The organism is Pantoea sp. WEP (genome assembly GCF_041678305.1).
In the GTDB taxonomy this organism is placed as follows: Bacteria; Pseudomonadota; Gammaproteobacteria; order Enterobacterales; family Enterobacteriaceae; genus Pantoea; species Pantoea dispersa.
In genome coordinates this window covers 477537-493478 of the sequence record NZ_JBGNXB010000001.1, presented here as the reverse complement: position 1 = coordinate 493478, position 15942 = coordinate 477537, and the positions used below count along the sequence as shown (strand labels likewise).

The window sequence follows — 15942 nt, the reverse complement described above, 5'->3', positions numbered from 1 at the left end:
ATGCTGAAGGGCAGGCACTCCGTCAGCTTGCGCAGGAAAGAGGCAAAATCCCGAGCCCCATCACAAATTGAAATGATAATTCGTCATGGTTTTACATTATTTTGAGAGGCCCATTAAAGCGAACAAGGAGCAAGCCATGTTCAAAGCGAGCATGTCGTTACTGGCACTGTGCGTTGCAGCCGCCACGGTGCAGGCTGCCACGGTGGATTTACGCATTCTGGAAACCACCGATCTGCACAGCAACATGATGGATTTCGATTATTACAAAGATACGCCGACCGAAAAGTTTGGTCTGGTACGCACCTCTACGCTCATCCAGCAGGCGCGCGGCGAAGTAGCAAACAGCGTGCTGGTGGATAACGGCGACATTATTCAGGGCAGCCCGCTGGGTGATTACATGGCGGCCAAAGGCCTGCAGCCGGGAGAAATCCATCCGGTGTATAAAGCCCTTAATACGCTGGATTACGCGGTGGGCAATCTGGGTAACCACGAATTTAACTACGGCCTGCCCTATCTGCAGCAGGCAATTGCCGGGGCACGTTTTCCCTACATCAACGCCAACGTTATCGATGAAACCAGTGGCAAACCGCTGTTTACCCCCTATTTAATTAAAGAAACCATGGTACAAGACCGCGACGGCAAGCCGCACACGCTGAAAATCGGCTATATCGGCTTCGTACCACCGCAGATTATGGTGTGGGATCGCAACAATCTGCAGGGTAAAGTGCGCGTTGATGACATCACCGAGACAGCGAAGCGCTATGTGCCGGAAATGCGCGCAAAAGGTGCTGAAATAATCATCGCTATTCCGCACTCCGGTCTGAGCAGTGAGCCCTACCATGCCATGGCGGAAAACTCGGTGTATTACCTCAGTCAGGTGCCAGGTATCAATGCCATCATGTTCGGCCATGCGCACGCGGTGTTTCCCGGCAAAGAGTTTGCGGCGATTAAAGGCGCGGATATCGCTCAGGGCACGCTTAACGGCGTACCGGCGGTGATGCCCGGCATGTGGGGCGATCATCTCGGCGTGGTTGACCTGGTGCTGAAAAATGACGGCGGCGGCTGGCAGGTGACCCAGGGTAAAGCCGAAGCGCGGCCAGTTTACGATGCGGTGGCGAAAAAATCGCTGGCGGCGGAAGATGCCGATCTGGTGAAAGTGCTGGCCGACGATCATCGCGCCACGCGTGAATTTGTAGCAAAACCGATCGGCAAGTCGGCGGATGTGATGTACAGCTACCTGTCGCTGGTGCAGGACGATCCCACCGTGCAGATCGTCAATAATGCGCAGCGTGCTTACGTCGAACGCTTCATTCAGGGTGATCCCGATCTGGGCCGCTTACCGGTGCTCTCGGCAGCGGCACCGTTTAAAGCCGGCGGCCGTAAGAACGATCCGGCCAGCTACGTTGAAGTGGAAAAAGGCGATCTCACCTTCCGTAATGCCGCCGATCTCTATCTCTACCCGAATACGCTGGTGGTGATGAAAGTCAGCGGCGCGCAGGTGAAAGAGTGGCTGGAGTGCTCGGCAGCGCAGTTTAATCAGATCGACGTGCATCGTCGTCAGCCGCAGTCGCTGATCAACTGGGATTTCCGCACCTACAATTTTGATGTGATCGACGGCGTGCAGTATCAGATCGATGTGACGCAACCGGCGCGCTACGACGCCGAGTGCCAGCTGATTAACCCGGCGGCATCACGTATTCGGGATCTGCGCTGGCAGGGCAAACCGATCGACCCCAAAGCGACCTTCCTCGTTGCCACCAATAATTACCGTGCCTGGGGTGGCAAATTTGCCGGTACCGGCGAGCAGTATGTCGCGTTTGCTTCGCCGGATGAGAACCGCTCGGTGGTGGCCGCCTACATCAGCAGCGAAACCCGCACCCACGGCGCGGTGCAGCCACAGGCCGATCACAACTGGCGGCTGGCACCGATCACCAGCGCAACGCCACTGGATATTCGCTTTGAGACCGCGCCGGGCGCAAAAGCCACGCAGTTTATTGAGAAGTATGCTGATTATCCGATGAAAGCCGTCGGCAGTGATGAAACGGGCTTTGCAATCTGGCAGGTGGATTTACAGAAGCAGGCAGAGAAGAAGTAGTGACAGGGGCGCCAGACACGGCGCCCGCTGTTTATTACAGGATTTCCAGCAGCTCGACTTCGAAAATCAGGGTGCTGAATGGTGGGATAGAGGCACCCGCGCCGCGCTCGCCGTAAGCGAGATTGTGCGGAATGGCCAGCTCCCACTTCGAGCCTACCGGCATCAGGGTCAGCGCTTCAATCCAGCCAGCAATCACGCCGCTGACCGGGAATTCAGCCGGTTCGCCACGGGCAACGGAGCTATCAAACACGGTGCCGTCAATCAGCTTACCGGTGTAGTGCACGCGTACGCGATCCTGACGTGATGGGATCGGACCATCGCCCTGGGTGATGACGCTAAACTGCAGGCCAGATTCGGTGCTGCTCACGCCTTCACGCTGTGCATTCTGCTCGAGGAACTGCTGACCTTCGGCCGCCATGGCTTCGACGCGCTCACGACGTACGCCTTCGGCACGCTCGTGGACTTCACGCAGCGCACGGTGTACCACGTCAACCGGAACTGCCGGTGAGTTCCCTTCCAGCGCGTCGCGCAGGCCCGCAAGCAGCGCTTCTGGCTGCAGACCCTGCAGTCCAGACTCTTGCAGCTGCTGACCAACCTGTAAACCGATACCGTAACTTGCTTGTGATTCGACGCTGTCAAATGAAGGGGTCGTCATCTTGTTTCCTTAATCCCGGAGAAAATAGAACCGGCAGCATAACAGCGCAGGCGGCTGGCGTAAAATCTCGCGCGCCGCGGATGACATTTCCCGGGGAAAGAGAAACAATATGCAGGTCAAATTTTTCAATGCTGGCAGGCACTTCGCGCCCGCTTTGCCCATACTATAGAACAAGAGAGCATCCATGGGCCAAATCGCCCCACGACGTCGCAGGACGCGCGCACCGCGTACCTTATTTTCCCGGTTGCAACGCTGGCTGCCTGACAGGCGCGTCACGACCGCCAGCGAGGAGGAGGAAAGAATGGCTTCTGAAACCCCGTCGCGTATACCCGCTGTGCTGCAGCGCATCTGGCATCTGCTGGATAACGTACGCTGGATGGATCCGCTGCCGCCGCTGCACCGACGCGGTATCGTTATTGCCCTGCTGGTGATGCTGCTGGCGTTTCTCTGGCCTGCCAGTACGCCGCAGTATCCGGTGGAACGTCCGGCAGAGAGCAGTGGCAAAGAGGTGCCGATGCAGGCGGAAATCTACGATAACAATACGCAGCCGCCGCAGAATACGACGCCAAAGAGTGATGCCCAGGGCGAATGGCACAGCTATACCGTGGCCTCGGGCCAGACGCTGGCACAGCTGTTCCGTGACAACAATCTGCCAGTCAATGATGTGTTTGCCATGGCGCGGGTGGAAGGCGATGGGCAGCCGCTGAGCGCGCTGCAGAGTGGTCAGCAGGTGAAGATTCGTCAGAACGCGCAGGGCGTGGTGACCGGCTTAACGGTCGAGAGCAGTAACGGTCCGGTGTTGTTTACCCGCCAGCCGGACGGCAGCTTTATCCGCGCACAGTAAGCGACAGAAACAAAAACGCCGGCACAAGGCCGGCGCTTTCAAACTAAGTAAAAAATTACTCAGCTACTACATTCACAACCAGTTTCGCGAATACTTCGCTGTGAACCTGGAAGTCAACTTCGTGCTCACCGGTGGTGCGCAGAACGCCGTTTGGCAGGCGAACTTCGCTCTTCGCCACTTCAACGCCAGCTGCAGTAACTGCATCAGCGATGTCGCGGGTACCGATGGAACCGAACAGTTTACCTTCGTCGCCTGCTTTAGACGCGAGAGTAACGGTGCCCAGTGCATTGATTTTCTCTGCACGTGCGTTAGCAGCAGCCAGAAGCGTCAGCCAGTTTGGCTTCCAGTTCAGCGCGACGCGCTTCGAAGAACTCAACGTTTTTCTTGGTAGCAGGAACAGCTTTACCCTGTGGAACCAGGAAGTTACGAGCGTAGCCCGCTTTAACGTTAACCTGATCACCCAGGCTGCCCAGGTTTGCTACTTTATCAAGCAGAATAACTTGCATTACCTTATCCTCTTAAAGTCGTTAATGGACAGTTGCCGATTACTGATGACGATCAGTGTACGGCAGCAGAGACAGGTAACGCGCGCGCTTGATAGCACGAGCCAGCTGACGCTGGTATTTTGCACGAGTACCGGTGATACGGCTTGGAACAATCTTGCCGCTTTCAGTGATGTAGTTTTTCAGCGTTGCGATATCTTTATAATCGATCTCTTGAACGCCTTCCGCGGTGAAACGGCAGAACTTGCGACGACGGAAATAACGTGCCATTTGGCTAGTCTCCAGAATCTATCAATTCAATCTGCTCGGCATGTAACACAAGTTTGCTCTGGCCATTGCGTGCCTGATGGCAGCTAATAAAACCTTCGAGTGTGAGTTGCGTGCCGACCGTTATATGTTGAGTAATCGCCTGATGGGCGCTGCCGCTGATAATCACCGGCATCTGACACCAGGCTTGCCGGTGAAACCCGGCTTCCTCCTGCACAGAACGATGCTCAAGCACGAACTGGCAGTGAGGAATCCCTGACGGACTGACTTTTCGAACTGGCGTCTTGCACACGGTGCCAGACAGGCGCAGCCGATTGGCCGTCATCGTGGATTACTCTTCAGAATCCCCAGCATCTGAGTCTTCTGCCGATTCGTTAGCGAAGTCTTCGCGGCGCTCACGACGCTCGTCTTTCGCTTTAACCATCGGAGAAGCTTCAGTTACCGCGTGCTTAACGCGCATAACCATGCTGCGGATAACGGCGTCGTTGAAGCGGAAGTTAGTTTCCAGCTCGTCGATCACTTCCTGCGGTGCTTCTACGTTCAGCAGAACGTAGTGTGCTTTGTGCAGTTTGTTGATCGGGTAAGCCAGCTGACGGCGACCCCAGTCTTCCAGACGGTGGATCGTGCCCTGTGCACCAGTGATAGCACCAGTGTAACGCTCGATCATGCCCGGAACCTGCTCGCTCTGGTCAGGATGGACCATAAATACGATTTCGTAATGACGCATCGATAGCTCCTTACGGATTATTCAGCCTCCTGTCAGGGTCAGCTGCGGCCCACGGAAGCAAGGAACGTTATAGGTTGCGAATCACCCAAAAGATGAAACACACCTCTGAATGCAGCTGAAAAATTGACGCGTAATCATACTGACCTCGCCGGGGAAACTCAAGCGCACAATTCATCAAATTGTCGCTGTCGTGCCAGGCGGGGACACCTTTTGTGCTAAGGATTGAGATTCAGCAGGTTAGTCAGAGATTGTTCAAAATCCCTGAACGAGGCGTTCAGCACGACGATCTGGCGTCGTACTGGTGAAGAACTAAACTTTCTACAGGCGCAACGGTTTGGCTTAATCAGCGCGCCTGAGAGTGAAATCCCTGGAGTGAGGAGTCGATTATGAAAGCTGTCATTATCGCCACTTTACTGGGTCTCTTCCTGTCTACCCCCGCTCTTGCCAGCTCCGCTGACCAGGCGCTGCAGATGAGAAGTAACAGCAGCAAAGCGGCTTCAGGCTATGTCTACGTTAACCGGCTGGATGCGCCAGGCGGTAACCCGGTCAGCGCGAACACCAGCGCCGCCGACCGCTTGTCGTCACAACTGTAGTCCGGCCTGTTATCCCGGGCTGGCGTGCTTCGCGCCGCCAGCCCGTTCCGTTTACAAATGATGTTTAAAGAAACTGACCAGCGCGGTGAGCGCTGGCGGCGTGATTTTGTGCCCGATCTGCTTTTCAGCCAGAAAGGTGAGCCGGCTGTCGAGCTGCGCCTCGCGCAACGCCTTTTCCAGCCGTACCGTTTCGGCAAACGGTACGACTTCATCCGCTTCACCGTGCCATAACAGCAGCGGACGGTTAGCCAGCTGCGCCAGCTGCTGACAGGGATCGTAGGCCGCCAGCGGGGCCAGCCGCGCCTGTAACGCCGCTTTTTGCTCTGGCGTGTGCGCTACCAGCGGCGGGAACAGCGTCTGACTGAGCTGCATGAAGTAGCCGGAGCCCATCAGACAGGCAACGCTGTGCAGATGTGGATAGCGCGCCATCGCGCCCAGCGCGGTCATGCCGCCCATTGAGGCGCCGGCAATGGCGAAACGCTCATCTGCCACCCAATCGTTGTCGCGCAGCGCCGCTTCCAGCAGCGGCACTTCATCGATGTTCTGGCGCAAAATCTCCCAGAAGTGCGTCATGCGCGCGTCGGTATCACCGTTGTAGCGTGCGCCGTGCATCTCTGCATCCGGCATCACCACACGGAAACCGGCCTGCGCCAGCGCCACGGCAAAGTAGCTGTACACCTCTTTCGACGAGGTAAATCCGTGATAAAACAGGATGGTGGGTAAGCGCGCCAGCCGCTGTCCGGCCGGTGCCGCGTGAATACACTCAATGCCCGCCAGGTTCTCCGTTGCCAACTCAATCATACCGTCTCCGTTGAGAATGATTATCACTGGTCTCAGTGTACGTGCTGCCGGCCAAAACGCGAGCCACATCACATTTATTTCGATTAATTTCTGCCCTAAACATTTACCGCATTTTGCCGTTGATCCTGTACCCCTCCAGTTATTTATTAAAGGTACTTTATGAAGCGTCTCTCTCTCAGCGCCATGAGTCTCGGAATTAAGCTGTCTGTATTGACGTCTTTCAGTGTGGCAATCGTGCTGTTTGCCCTGACGTTAACGCTCAGCCATAACGCCGCGCGCCAGCTGGAGCAGTTGGCTGTCGACGATATGCAAAACCAGGTGCTCGGCATTAATGAAATGGCCACGATGTTTAACGCGACCTTATCGGAAGAAGTGGCGAACTATACCCGGCTGTTTCAGAGCTTTTTACCTAAGCGATTCAGCCGTGACGACAGCTCACGCATTCAGGTGGGATCGTTCAGCACGCCGACGCTGCGTGCCGGGCTGAAAACCCTCAACCTCGATCAGATCGCCGTGGACGATTTTCTCGATCGTACCGGTGCAGTCTCCACCATTTTTGTGCGCGACGGCGAGGATTACATTCGCATCGCGACCTCACTGAAGAAAGAGGATGGCAGCCGCGCGGTGGGCACCCAGCTTGATCGCAGCAGCGCGGCGTGGCGCAGCGTGAATAAGGGCGAAGTGTATCGCGGCCTGGCGACGCTGTTCGGCCATCGCTATATCACCCAATACCAGCCGGTGCAGGACGACAGCGGCGCAGTCATCGCCATTCTGTTTGTTGGCGTGCAGATTGATAAACAGTACGCGCTGATGCGGGACAAAGTGCTGGCGCGACGTCTCGGCGACAGCGGCAGCTTCTTCGTGCTGAACGGCACGCCGGGCAGCGCACAGGGCCAGTATCTGTTTGCCCGTCAGTCAGAAGGCAAGCTGCCGGACTGGGATCGCAGCGTACAGCAGCAGATCCTGACGCAGCCGCACGGCCTGCTGGAGATCGCGCATCAGGGCGAAACCCGCCTGCTGGCGTGGCAGCAACTGCCGGGCTGGAACTGGATTATCGCCGGTGAAGTCAGCCGTGCCAGCCTGCTGGCACCGATCACTCACAGCCGCAATCTGTTCATGCTGATTGGCCTGGCGCTGGTGCTCGCCTTTGCCATTGGCTTTGTGCTGTATAGCCGGCGCGCCATTACCCGGCCGCTGCAGCAGGTGATCCATCTGGCCGAGCAATATGCGGCGGGTAATCTGCAGGCGCACCTCGACTCAGCGCGCCGCGACGAGATCGGCCAGCTGGTGAGCGCGATTAACGGCATTGGCGACGGCCTGGAGAAAGTGGTAGGCCAGGTACGCGCCGCCGCGCGTGAGATCAGCGACGGCACCGACACCATTGCGGCCAGCAGTTCCAGCATCAGCGAGCAGATTGGCCGCCAGGCGAGCAGCGTCGAAGAGACCTCGGCCAGCATGGAGCAGTTTGGCGCAACCGTGGCGCAAACCGCCGCTAACGTGCGTCAGGCGATGGCGCTGGTCGGTGAAGCCGCCAGCACCGTCAGCCAGGGCGGCAGCACCGTGGCGCGCTCGGTAGAGACCATGGCGGAGATTCGCATTGCCTCACAGAGCATCGCCGACATTACCCACGTGATCGAGTCGATTGCCTTCCAGACCAATATTCTGGCGCTCAACGCTGCGGTTGAGGCGGCGCGCGCCGGTGAACACGGCAAAGGCTTCGCGGTCGTCGCTGCGGAAGTGCGTGCACTGGCGCAGCGCAGCGCCAATGCGGCGAAGGAGATCGACGGGCTGATTGCCAGTTCGATCGACAAAGTGGCCGCCGGCCATGCGCTCTCGGAACAAACGCGTGACGCCATGAGCCATATTGTCAGCCATATCGAACAGGTGAAAACCCTGATGGGGGAAATCAATATCGCTGCCCAGGAGCAGGCTGCTGGCATTGGTCAGGTCAATCTGGCGATGAACCACATCAGCCATGCGACCCATCAGAGCAGCGACATGATTAACCAGTCCGAGCACACGGCGCAGCACCTGAGTCAGAAAGGCCATCATCTGACCCAGCTGGTGAGTATTTTCCGCCTCAACGACTGATGAGCCGGGGCAGATGGCTTACACTTGAGTCATCTGCCTGTTTTCCGGAGCCACCATGCGTACGCTTATTCTGCTGCTGGGCCTGCTGCTGAGCGGCTGTGCCGCACTGCACACCACGCCACAACCCCCGCCAGCGCCCACCACTCAGGCGCAGGAGATCACCCGCGCGCAAAGCTATGGCCTGCCGAAGCTTGGCACCGTCAGCGCCCATTCACGCGGCTCGCCGGATGATGTGCAGCGTGCGATCGCTGCACGCGCCAATCAGAGCGGTGCGGTTTACTATCAGATCCTGATGGTCGATGAGACCACCATGCCTGGCTTCTGGTATGCCACCGCCATTCTGTACGGTGCCGCCCTCAGGCGGCAGTAGCACGCTGCAGTAAGCGTGCGTTCAGATCATCACTCAGCGCCTGCGCCGGGCGCGATGAGAGATAACGCGCGCACCAGCTGTCTGCCAGCGGCGGTTCTGCCGCTTTTAACAGCACCGCGGCACTCGCCAGCCGGATCAGCATGTCGCTGACCTGCCGTCCCTGCTCTTCGCGCAGATTGCCGAGCTGTAGCCGCAGTTGACGCCAGCAGCGATCGAAGTGGCGATTGCTGCCCTTTACCGCATCAAACTCATCCTGCAGCATACTAAGCACCTCCGCATGCCGTCCCAATACACGCAGCACATCCAGGCACATCACGTTACCCGAGCCCTCCCAGATGCTGTTCACCGGCATCTCGCGATACAGGCGCGGCAGTTCACTCTCTTCGCAGTAGCCAATGCCGCCCAGCACCTCCATGGCTTCAGCCACAAATGGCATGCCGGCTTTGCAGATCACGAACTTGGCCGCCGGGGTGAACAGGCGTGCATACAGCCGTTCATGCGCGCTGGCCGGCGTTGACCAGGCGCGCGCCAGACGCAGCAGCAGCGCGGTTTGTCCCTCCAGCTGCAGTGCCTGTTGCGCCAGCACCGCGCGCATCAGCGGCTGATCGCTGAGGTTTTTGCCCATCACCTGGCGCTGACCGGCGTGATGCAGCGCAATCGCCAGCGCGCGTCGCATCTGGCCATGGCTGCCGAGCGCGCAGTCAAAGCGCGTCATACCGCCCATTTTCAGGATCAGCCGCACGCCATCGCCCTCCTCACCCAGCAACCAGCCGAAGGCATCCTGAAACTCCACTTCGGCACTGGCATTGGCGCGGTTGCCCAGCTTGTCTTTCAGGCGTTCAAGGCGAATGGCGTTGCGCGTGCCGTCCGGCAGCAGGCGCGGCAGAAAGAAGCAGCTCAGCCCGGCGGCGGTCTGCGCCAGAATCAGGTGCGCGTCGCTTTGCGGCACCGAGAAGAACCACTTGTGACCGGTGATGCGCCAGGGTTCGCCCGGCGCACGCGTGCCAGGCGGTTCGGCGCGTGTGGTGTTGCTCAGCACATCGGTGCCGCCCTGCTTCTCCGTCATGCCCATGCCAATCAGCAGGCCGCGCTTCTGGCTGCCGGGCAGATGATGCGCATCATACCGGTCGCTCAGCAGTCGATCGTGCCAGTCGGCGTAGGGAGCGGGCAGATGAGTTTGCAACAGCGGGATCGCGGCGTGAGTCATGGTTACCGGGCAGAGCGAACCGGCTTCCACCTGCGCATGCAGAATGAAACGCGCCGCGCGCGCCACCATGGCGCTGCCCTGCACGTCGGGCTGCCAGCTCAGGTTATGTAACCGGCTGGCGCACACGCCCTGCATCAGCAGATGCCAGGCAGGATGAAAGCGCACCTCGTCGAGCCGCTCACCGCGCGCGTCGTAACGCAGCAGCTCCGGCGGCTGTGCATTGGCCAGGCGACCTAATTCCAGTGACTCCGCGCTGCCGAGCTGCAGGCCGACGGACGCCAGCCATTCGCGGTCCCAACCGGCCCCTTCACGCACCACCGCCTCGCACAGCGCGCTATCGCCGGTGAAGAGATTGCTGTTGCTGAGCGGAGATGGTTGATTGAATACGCTGTGAGTGGTCCAGGCCATGGCACTCTCCTCTCCTGTTGCCCGTACTGATGTGGCTATAAGTATGGAGAGGATGTGCAGTTATGCCTGGTACAGCTGAGGTTTTGCGGCGGCGATCACGCCTGGCGCTGACGCACCGCTTCGAACAGACAAACGCCGGTGGCCACCGAAACGTTGAGGGAAGAGACGCTGCCGGCCATCGGGATGCTGATCAGCTCATCGCAGTGTTCGCGCGTCAGGCGGCGCATGCCTTCTCCTTCCGCACCCATCACCAGCGCCATCGCGCCGGTCATTTTGCTCTGATACAGCGTGTGGTCTGCTTCACCGGCCGTGCCGACGATCCAGACGTTGTACTCCTGCAGCAGACGCATGGTGCGCGCCAGATTGGTGACGCGAATCAGCGGCACGTTTTCCGCCGCCCCGCTGGCGACTTTTTTCGCCGTGGCGTTGAGCGGTGCCGAACGGTCTTTCGGCACGATCACCGCATGCACACCGGCCGCATCGGCGCTGCGCAGGCAGGCGCCCAGGTTATGCGGATCGGTGACGCCATCCAGAATCAGCAGGAACGGCTTATCCAGTGAAGCCAGCAGATCCGGCAGATCGCCTTCCTGATAGTTTTTACCCGGCTTAACGCGCGCCACGATACCCTGGTGCACGCCGCCTTCGACCTGGCCGTCGAGCCACTGGCGGTTGGCCAGCTGAATCACAATTCCCTGAGCTTCCAGTGCGGCGATCAGCGGCTGCAGGCGGCGGTCATCGCGGCCTTTAAGGATAAAGACTTCCTGAAAACGCTGGGGATCACGCTCCAGCAGCGCCTGCACGGCGTGAATGCCAAAAATTATTTCACTCATTACTTTGCTCAAGGTTGGATGTATATCGTTGAATACAGAACATTAATCAGGCTGCGCGTTGGGGCGCAGCCTGCGAAACAGGTTGAGCAAGGTGCGTCAGCGCTGACGCACCTGGCCGCTGGCGGGTGAAGAGGCCATCAGGCTTCGCTGGCCTTCTTCTTCACTGCGCGCTTCGCCTTGGTTGCGGCGGCGATTTTACGGGTTTTTTCGGAGACTTTTTTGCTTTTTTTCTCGCTTTTATTCGCCGTAGGCGGCTGCTTCTCACCGCGGAAAGCGGCGTCCGGCTCAAAGTTGCCCTTGCGACCCGCGTCGCGACGCCGCTTCGCCGGTGGCTTGCCGCCACGCTTCTCACGCTCGCGCGCGGTTTTCCCTTCACCGCGCGGTACGCGTTTGCTGGAGATCAGCGCGAAATCGATCTTGCGCTCATCCATGTGCACCGCGTCAACGCGCACTTCCACCGCATCACCCAGACGGTAAGTGCGACCGCCGGATTCGCCAATCAGACGCTGGCCCACCGGATCGAAGCGGTAGTAATCATTGTCCAGCGTGGAGACGTGCACCAGACCATCAATGAACAGATCGTTGAGGCGAACAAAGAAGCCAAAGCCGGTCACGCTGGAGATCACGCCGTTGAATACGTTACCCACCTGATCCTGCATAAAGTCACACTTCAGCCAGTCGGCCACATCGCGCGTCGCTTCGTCGGCACGGCGTTCGGTCATCGAACAGTGCTGACCCAGCTGCAGCATCTGCTGCATATCGTAGTGATAACCACCAGTTGGCGTGGTGTTGCCTTTTACCGTGCCCTGCTCTTTGGCCAGCAGATACTTGATGGCACGGTGCAGCAGCAGATCCGGATAGCGACGGATCGGCGAGGTAAAGTGCGCATACGACGCCAGCGCCAGGCCAAAGTGACCGCGGTTTTCCGGATCGTACACCGCCTGCTTCATCGAACGCAGCAGCATGGTTTGCAGCATTTCAGCATCCGGACGGTCGGCAATCTGCGTCAGCAGATCGGCATAATCGATCGGCTGCGGTTTCGACCCACCCGGCAGGCTGAGACCCAGCTCGCCCAGCACGGTACGGAAGCTGGTGATGCTGTCTTCGCTCGGGCGATCGTGATCGCGGAACAGCGCCGGCTCCTGATGTTTCTCAACGAAACGCGCGGAGGCGATGTTGGCCAGAATCATGCACTCTTCAATCAGCTTGTGCGCATCGTTACGTACGGTGCGCTCCACGCGCTCAATGCGACGCTCAGCGTTGAAGATGAATTTGGCTTCGTCGGTTTCAAACGAGATGCCACCGCGCTGTTCACGGGCGGTTTCCAGCACCTCATACATGCGGTGCAGCTCTTCGAGGTGCTTCACCTGCGCCGCATACTGTTCACGCAGCTCCGGGTTGCCCTGCAGAATGCTCCACACTTTGTTGTAGGTCAGACGCGCATGTGAGTTCATCACCGCTTCGTAATGTTTGAAGCCGGTAAGTTTACCGCTGGCCGAGATGGTCATCTCGCACACCATGCACAGGCGATCCACCTGCGGATTGAGCGAGCACAGGCCGTTCGAGAGGGTCTCCGGCAGCATCGGTATCACCTGCGACGGGAAGTAGACCGAGGTGCCGCGCTGCTGCGCTTCGTTATCCAGCGCGGTGCCGGGACGCACGTAATAGCTGACGTCGGCAATTGCCACCCACAGGCGCCAGCCGCCGCCGCGTTTTTTCTCGCAGTAAACGGCGTCATCGAAGTCACGCGCGTCTTCACCGTCGATGGTCACCAGCGGCAGTTCACGCAGGTCGACGCGGCCTTTTTTCGCCGATTCCGGTACCTGCTCTTTCAGTCTGGAAATCTCTTTCTCGACTTCTTCCGGCCATGAGTGGGGAATTTCATGGGTGCGCAGCGCCATATCCACGGCCAGACCAGTGCCCATGTTGTCGCCGAGAATTTCTGTAATTTTGCCAATGGCTTTGCTGCGGCGCGTCGCGCGCTGCACGATTTCCACCACAACCACCGATCCCATACGCGCATTCAGCGTCTCTTCCGCCGGGATCAGAATGTCAAAACTCAGACGGCTGTCGTCCGGTACCACGAAGCCGGTGCCGGCATCGGTGAAGTAGCGGCCAACAATCTGGCTGTTGCGCGGTTCCAGCACGCGGACCACGCGCGCTTCACGCCGCCCTTTGCGGTCGGAGCCGCCCGGCTGGGCGAGGATAACATCACCGTGCAGGCAGAACTTCATCTGCTCCGCCGAGAGGTAGAAGTCATCTTTCTGACCATCAACGCGCAGGAAGCCGTAGCCATCGCGATGGCCAATCACTTTGCCGCGCAGTAAATCCAGACGCTCCGGCAGGGCGTAGCACTGGCGACGGGTGAACACCAGCTGACCGTCACGCTCCATGGCGCGCAGGCGGCGACGCAGCGCTTCAAGCTGATCTTCGCTGGTGATGTTTAACTCTTCGGCGATCTCTTCGCGACTCGCCGGCTTTTCACGCTTTTCTAATAGCGCGAGGATAAATTCCCGACTGGGAATAGGATTTTCGTACTTTTCAGCTTCTCTATCCTGAAAGGGATCTTTTGACATTACGGTTCCTCCGATGTCATTTATGTGGAATTGCCACCGGCGGTTCGGACAATAAGATGTGGTAAAGCGAATCGTTGTTTTGCACCAGGTCGGCGAGCGTATATTTATCCAGTTCCTGCAGGAACAGCTGGACCGCATTATTCAGCGCGCTACGCAGGCGACAGGCGGGATTTATCGCACACTCTTTACAGTTTACCAGCTGCAAAGGCTCCATTTTTCTCACGACATCGCCAATGACGATTTTTTCCGGGTCCATGCCTAAACGAATTCCGCCGTTTTTACCGCGTGTCGCGGTAACAAAGCCGGCCCGGCTCAGTTGATTGATGATTTTAACCATATGGTTACGCGATACCCCGTAGGTATCGGTGACTTCGGTAATGTTGGTCTGCTGACCTTGCGGCAATGTCGCCATGTAAATCAGGGCGCGCAGACCGAAATCGGTAAAACTTGTTAGCTGCACATGTACCTCAGTGAATCATCGATATTGTTGTTATAACGCCCGTGAGCGCTTCGATTAACATTGATGATAAACCAGTGTGGAAAACCCGGAGCGCTTTTTTCCTGCAACTCCCGAAACCAGCAGGAAAAAATGAAGTGAGCGGAGTCAAAGAGCAGATAAACGAAGGCCGGACAGTGTCCGGCCTGCAAAACGTGATTAAGCGTCGAACGGATCGCGCAGAATCATGGTCTCACTACGGTCGGGACCGGTTGAAATAATATCAATCGGCACGCCAGTCACTTCTTCAACACGTTTGATGTAATCACGTGCTGCCTGCGGCAGGCCTTCCAGTGTTTTAACACCAAAGGTGTTTTCACTCCAGCCCGGCAGAGTTTCATAAATCGGCTCGATGCCTTCCCAGCCTTCAGCGGCCAGCGGCGTGGTGGTCATCTCGCGGCCATCCGGCATACGGTAACCGACGCAGATTTTCACCTCTTTCAGGCCATCCAGCACGTCCAGTTTGGTCATGCAGAAGCCGGACAGGGAGTTGATCTGCACCGCACGGCGCACTGCAACCGCATCCAGCCAGCCGGTACGACGACGACGGCCGGTGGTGGCACCGAACTCATTACCTTTCTCACACAGGAACTCGCCAGTTTCATCAAACAGTTCGGTCGGGAATGGACCGGCACCAACGCGGGTGGAGTAAGCTTTGACGATGCCCAGCACGTAATCCACGTAGCGTGGACCGATACCTGAACCGGTCGCCACGCCACCGGCAGTGGTGTTGGACGAAGTCACGTACGGATACGTACCGTGGTCGATATCCAGCAGCGTACCCTGTGCGCCTTCGAACATGATCAGGTCGCCACGCTTACGCGCGCCGTCCAGCAGTTCAGACACGTCGACGACCATGCCGGTCAGGATGTCGGCCACCGCCAGTACATCGCTCAGCACTTTATCGTAGTCTACTGCATCTTCTTTGTAGTAGTTCACCAGCTGGAAGTTGTAGAAATCAACGATCTCTTTCAGCTTCACGGCGAAGGTTTCTTTGTTGAACAGGTCGCTGACGCGCAGACCGCGACGGGCAACTTTATCTTCATAGGCTGGGCCGATACCACGACCGGTGGTACCGATAGCTTTGGCACCGCGCGCTTTTTCACGCGCCAGGTCCATCGCCACATGGTATTGCAGAATCAGCGGACAAGCTTCAGAGATCAGCAGACGTTCACGTACCGGCACACCGCGCGCTTCCAGACCGTTCATCTCTTTCATCAGGGCTTCAGGCGACAGCACAACACCATTACCAATGATGCTGGTGACGTTTTCACGCAGGATGCCAGAGGGAATTAAGTGGAGGACGGTTTTCTCACCGTTGATGACAAGTGTATGGCCTGCATTGTGGCCACCCTGGTAACGCACAACATATTTCGCGCGTTCAGTCAGAAGGTCTACGATCTTACCTTTACCTTCATCACCCCATTGGGTGCCCAGTACGACGACGTTCTTACCCATTTTCTAAAATCACCGATTGCT

15 protein-coding genes and 1 pseudogene are annotated in these 15942 nt (G+C 58.0%); 5 read left to right on the top strand and 11 right to left on the bottom strand.

What is annotated here, in order from left to right:
- Positions 1-136: 136 nt before the first annotated feature.
- Positions 137-2095, top strand: a complete 1959-nt coding sequence (locus ABVR31_RS02355; RefSeq protein ID WP_372771754.1) for a bifunctional 2',3'-cyclic-nucleotide 2'-phosphodiesterase/3'-nucleotidase — start codon at positions 137-139, stop codon at positions 2093-2095.
- A 34-nt stretch (positions 2096-2129) separates the two neighbouring features.
- On the opposite strand, the gene fklB is transcribed toward ABVR31_RS02355, so the two are convergent.
- A complete protein-coding gene (gene fklB, locus ABVR31_RS02350; protein ID WP_021509746.1) occupies positions 2130-2750 on the bottom strand; it encodes an FKBP-type peptidyl-prolyl cis-trans isomerase in 621 nt (206 codons plus the stop codon).
- A gap of 184 nt (positions 2751-2934) precedes the next feature.
- Between fklB and ABVR31_RS02345 the strand changes: the two genes are divergently transcribed.
- A complete protein-coding gene (locus ABVR31_RS02345) occupies positions 2935-3594 on the top strand; it encodes an OapA family protein (protein ID WP_150059483.1) in 660 nt (219 codons plus the stop codon).
- Positions 3595-3649: 55 nt separating this feature from the next.
- Here ABVR31_RS02345 and rplI read toward each other — a convergent pair.
- The 4 genes and pseudogenes from rplI to rpsF all read right to left on the bottom strand — a co-directional run bounded on the left by rplI (position 3650) and on the right by rpsF (position 5091).
- Positions 3650-4100, bottom strand: a pseudogene (gene rplI / locus ABVR31_RS02340) (50S ribosomal protein L9).
- A gap of 39 nt (positions 4101-4139) precedes the next feature.
- A complete protein-coding gene (gene rpsR / locus ABVR31_RS02335) occupies positions 4140-4367 on the bottom strand; it encodes a 30S ribosomal protein S18 (protein ID WP_000135199.1) in 228 nt (75 codons plus the stop codon).
- Between the two features lie 4 nt (positions 4368-4371).
- Positions 4372-4689 carry a primosomal replication protein N gene (gene priB / locus ABVR31_RS02330; RefSeq protein WP_031280155.1) on the bottom strand — a complete coding sequence of 106 codons (318 nt, stop codon included), beginning with the start codon at positions 4687-4689 and terminating at the stop codon, positions 4372-4374.
- A gap of 6 nt (positions 4690-4695) precedes the next feature.
- Complete coding sequence (rpsF, locus tag ABVR31_RS02325; protein ID WP_021509750.1) at positions 4696-5091, bottom strand: 30S ribosomal protein S6; 396 nt, start codon at positions 5089-5091, stop codon at positions 4696-4698.
- A gap of 386 nt (positions 5092-5477) precedes the next feature.
- On the opposite strand from rpsF, the gene ABVR31_RS02320 reads away from it, so the two are divergent.
- Complete coding sequence (locus ABVR31_RS02320; RefSeq protein ID WP_021509751.1) at positions 5478-5684, top strand: hypothetical protein; 207 nt, start codon at positions 5478-5480, stop codon at positions 5682-5684.
- Between the two features lie 51 nt (positions 5685-5735).
- On the opposite strand, the gene yjfP is transcribed toward ABVR31_RS02320, so the two are convergent.
- Positions 5736-6485 carry an esterase gene (yjfP, locus tag ABVR31_RS02315; RefSeq protein ID WP_021509752.1) on the bottom strand — a complete coding sequence of 250 codons (750 nt, stop codon included), beginning with the start codon at positions 6483-6485 and terminating at the stop codon, positions 5736-5738.
- A gap of 159 nt (positions 6486-6644) precedes the next feature.
- On the opposite strand from yjfP, the gene ABVR31_RS02310 reads away from it, so the two are divergent.
- Positions 6645-8576, top strand: coding sequence for a methyl-accepting chemotaxis protein (locus ABVR31_RS02310; RefSeq protein WP_104093863.1), 1932 nt, complete (start codon positions 6645-6647; stop codon positions 8574-8576).
- A gap of 55 nt (positions 8577-8631) precedes the next feature.
- Positions 8632-8946, top strand: a complete 315-nt coding sequence (gene bsmA, locus ABVR31_RS02305; RefSeq protein ID WP_372771753.1) for a biofilm peroxide resistance protein BsmA — start codon at positions 8632-8634, stop codon at positions 8944-8946.
- On the opposite strand, the gene ABVR31_RS02300 is transcribed toward bsmA, so the two are convergent.
- The 5 genes from ABVR31_RS02300 to ABVR31_RS02280 all read right to left on the bottom strand — a co-directional run bounded on the left by ABVR31_RS02300 (position 8933) and on the right by ABVR31_RS02280 (position 15921).
- On the bottom strand, positions 8933-10561 hold the full coding sequence (locus ABVR31_RS02300; protein WP_372771752.1) for an isovaleryl-CoA dehydrogenase: 1629 nt from the start codon (positions 10559-10561) through the stop codon (positions 8933-8935). The genes bsmA and ABVR31_RS02300 overlap by 14 nt on opposite strands.
- 95 nt (positions 10562-10656) lie before the next feature.
- Positions 10657-11391, bottom strand: coding sequence for a 23S rRNA (guanosine(2251)-2'-O)-methyltransferase RlmB (rlmB, locus tag ABVR31_RS02295; protein ID WP_372771751.1), 735 nt, complete (start codon positions 11389-11391; stop codon positions 10657-10659).
- A 137-nt stretch (positions 11392-11528) separates the two neighbouring features.
- Positions 11529-13967 (bottom strand): ribonuclease R, encoded by a 2439-nt coding sequence (gene rnr / locus ABVR31_RS02290; protein ID WP_372771750.1) that lies wholly within the window; start codon positions 13965-13967, stop codon positions 11529-11531.
- A gap of 16 nt (positions 13968-13983) precedes the next feature.
- A complete protein-coding gene (nsrR, locus tag ABVR31_RS02285) occupies positions 13984-14427 on the bottom strand; it encodes a nitric oxide-sensing transcriptional repressor NsrR (RefSeq protein WP_372771749.1) in 444 nt (147 codons plus the stop codon).
- Positions 14428-14622: 195 nt separating this feature from the next.
- Positions 14623-15921 carry an adenylosuccinate synthase gene (locus ABVR31_RS02280; protein ID WP_058759868.1) on the bottom strand — a complete coding sequence of 433 codons (1299 nt, stop codon included), beginning with the start codon at positions 15919-15921 and terminating at the stop codon, positions 14623-14625.
- Positions 15922-15942 lie beyond the last annotated feature (21 nt).

What these genes read in the sequence shown, in the direction of transcription:
- ABVR31_RS02355 (WP_372771754.1), top strand. Translation starts at nt 137, where the DNA reads ATGTTCAAAGCGAGCATGTCGTTACTGGCACTGTGCGTTGCAGCCGCC.
- fklB (WP_021509746.1), bottom strand. Translation starts at nt 2,750, where the DNA reads ATGACGACCCCTTCATTTGACAGCGTCGAATCACAAGCAAGTTACGGT.
- ABVR31_RS02345 (WP_150059483.1), top strand. Translation starts at nt 2,935, where the DNA reads ATGGGCCAAATCGCCCCACGACGTCGCAGGACGCGCGCACCGCGTACC.
- rpsR (WP_000135199.1), bottom strand. Translation starts at nt 4,367, where the DNA reads ATGGCACGTTATTTCCGTCGTCGCAAGTTCTGCCGTTTCACCGCGGAA.
- priB (WP_031280155.1), bottom strand. Translation starts at nt 4,689, where the DNA reads ATGACGGCCAATCGGCTGCGCCTGTCTGGCACCGTGTGCAAGACGCCA.
- rpsF (WP_021509750.1), bottom strand. Translation starts at nt 5,091, where the DNA reads ATGCGTCATTACGAAATCGTATTTATGGTCCATCCTGACCAGAGCGAG.
- ABVR31_RS02320 (WP_021509751.1), top strand. Translation starts at nt 5,478, where the DNA reads ATGAAAGCTGTCATTATCGCCACTTTACTGGGTCTCTTCCTGTCTACC.
- yjfP (WP_021509752.1), bottom strand. Translation starts at nt 6,485, where the DNA reads ATGATTGAGTTGGCAACGGAGAACCTGGCGGGCATTGAGTGTATTCAC.
- ABVR31_RS02310 (WP_104093863.1), top strand. Translation starts at nt 6,645, where the DNA reads ATGAAGCGTCTCTCTCTCAGCGCCATGAGTCTCGGAATTAAGCTGTCT.
- bsmA (WP_372771753.1), top strand. Translation starts at nt 8,632, where the DNA reads ATGCGTACGCTTATTCTGCTGCTGGGCCTGCTGCTGAGCGGCTGTGCC.
- ABVR31_RS02300 (WP_372771752.1), bottom strand. Translation starts at nt 10,561, where the DNA reads ATGGCCTGGACCACTCACAGCGTATTCAATCAACCATCTCCGCTCAGC.
- rlmB (WP_372771751.1), bottom strand. Translation starts at nt 11,391, where the DNA reads ATGAGTGAAATAATTTTTGGCATTCACGCCGTGCAGGCGCTGCTGGAG.
- rnr (WP_372771750.1), bottom strand. Translation starts at nt 13,967, where the DNA reads ATGTCAAAAGATCCCTTTCAGGATAGAGAAGCTGAAAAGTACGAAAAT.
- ABVR31_RS02280 (WP_058759868.1), bottom strand. Translation starts at nt 15,921, where the DNA reads ATGGGTAAGAACGTCGTCGTACTGGGCACCCAATGGGGTGATGAAGGT.